The organism is Alicyclobacillus shizuokensis NBRC 103103, from assembly GCF_001552255.1.
Lineage (GTDB): Bacteria > Bacillota > Bacilli > Alicyclobacillales > Alicyclobacillaceae > Alicyclobacillus_G > Alicyclobacillus_G shizuokensis.
Genome location: NZ_BCQV01000109.1, coordinates 1 through 2,098, shown reverse-complemented (window position 1 = coordinate 2,098; position 2,098 = coordinate 1). Strand labels below are relative to the sequence as shown.

The window sequence follows — 2,098 nt, the reverse complement described above, 5'->3', positions numbered from 1 at the left end:
CCCGGGGAAAAGCCCCTACTGAAACTTTACACGCTCGTGGGTTCCCACAGATCCGAAATCTCCGGATGCAGGTGCTGGGCAATGACTTCATCGTTCAGTTCTTCGCTCTCAAGACTTGGCGCATACGGATAGGAGGCCGCCCGTCCCGGCGAACATCATGCAGACCACTACAAGAATGTTTGCCTGCGGTTGTCGGTCCGCACATGCTCCCACTCCGATCCGCACAGTTGCAGCCAAACCTCCAGCAGTCAAAGCAAGCAGCCCAGCCGTGGCTGCCCAGAAGCCGGACATCATCCCCACGGGCACAAAAAAGGAGGCCATCGTGATTACCCTCATGATTCCCGAGGCGGCCTGCATTAGCCCCGAAGCAAGGGAAAGACGCCGAGGAGACATCCGAGTACAGGATAGCCCGGTGGCGGACTGAACCAGCGAATTAGCGGGCCCCGCGGTCGCCGACAGTGCGGTGAATCCGAGCCCAACCAAAGTTGCTCCTGCTACCGTGGCGGCTACGGCGAGTGACGGGGTGGCCCCTAGCCGCTCGGCGAGTCTGGTGGAGACGGGCAAACCAAGGGCAGTAAAAGCGAAGAAACAAGCCAAGACGCTCCCGTGGCTGACAGTACTTATCCCAAGCTCCTTCGTCATCAGCTGCGGCGACTGCACCCCACCGCGTCCTCTGCGTCTCCAGTCCATCTTCAAACCTCTGCACGTCATCCAGCCGCCCCCTCCCCATCGTATCCTCTCTCGTCTTTGGTACGGCTAGGGCGTATCGCCTCAGAGGGTGAGCTCCCAATACTCACCAACGAGGTCGTGACCGAAACTGTGATGCTCTTCTTCCTTCACGAGCTTAAACCCGTGCTTTTCGTAGATATGCCGGGCTGCCTTGAGTACACTGTTAGTCCACAGCATCATTTTCCGATAACCGCTCCGTTGCGCAAACCGTATCGCTTCTTTAACGAGGCGATTTCCCAGACCTAATCCACGCGCCTTGGGTTCAACCAGAAGCAGCCGGAGTTTGGCAACCGTATCACTGTCTTTTGTTACAAAGACACTGCCTACGATTTCACCGTTCATTTCAGCAATCCAACCTCGTTCTCTGGCCGGATTGTGGTTATTGATAAAATCCGCAGCAATTTGTGCAACCAACGCCTCGAAGCGTTCGTCCCACCCGTACTCCTGTGCGTAAAGAACGCCGTGACGGTGGACAATCCATCCCATGTCGCCAGGCTCAGGCTGCCGTAGAATGAAGGGTTCAGAGAACTTGAAGCCCTCACCCTTGGAAAGAACATTTTCGATGGTATGCATGGCCTCAAGCAGGCGCTGGCGATCCCCCTCGGACAGCTGACTGAGCATCTCAGCCACCTCTTCACGCGAGCGATCGTCAAGTAGGTTGAAGACCTCCTTTCCCTCAGAGGTGAGGGAAAGGAGCCGCTGACGGCCGTCAGTCTCCGAACGTACTTTGTCGATAAGACCTTTCTGTTCAAGGCGGCCCAAGATGCGACTGAGGTAACTTGGGTCCAGACCCAGTTCGCGCGATAAATCGGAAGCGGTCAAGCCGTTTGAATGTGCGATCTCAAACAGGATACGGACTTCGGTCAGGGAGTACGGGCTATGCAGCAGGCCCTCGCGAAGTACACCGATCTGTCGAGTGAAAAAGCGGTTGAAGCTCCGAATGGCATCGATTTGCGTCTCAACATCATTGATTTGCATTAAATCACCTCCATATTTACTTGATATTGTCCAACAAATAATTGCTTTCGTCAACTATTTAAATCCTCGTCATCTTGGTTAGAAGGGGTAGAGGGAGCGAGGATAGTGGACACGGCGAATTGAAAATGTAAAAATGAGTTGATTCCAATTTGAAGTGTTGAGTGCCGCAGGGCGCATTGTCATTGTGGGACTGACCGGTTCGGACGTCCGCTTTCGGGACAGTTGCTGACGAAGAAAGACATCGAATTGCACGGTGCCCGGTACAGTGTCGGTCTGTTTCCACAGGTGCTGCGTTTCTTGTACGAGCACCCGGAGGTGCCTCGGCAGTTCATTTCGCACCGCATGCCGTTTGAACAGATTGAAACAGCGCTGCAATTGGCCAAATCCAATT

General features: G+C 54.6%; 1 protein-coding gene. It reads right to left on the bottom strand.

Annotated features, from left to right (window positions below; translation table 11 throughout):
• Nucleotides 1-771: 771 nt before the first annotated feature.
• Nucleotides 772-1,707 (bottom strand): bifunctional helix-turn-helix transcriptional regulator/GNAT family N-acetyltransferase, encoded by a 936-nt coding sequence (locus ASH01S_RS17500; protein WP_067929715.1) that lies wholly within the window; start codon nucleotides 1,705-1,707, stop codon nucleotides 772-774.
• Nucleotides 1,708-2,098: the final 391 nt, after the last annotated feature.

Coding starts and splice junctions, on each gene's coding strand:
- ASH01S_RS17500 (WP_067929715.1), bottom strand. CDS start 1,707: ATGCAAATCAATGATGTTGAGACGCAAATCGATGCCATTCGGAGCTTC.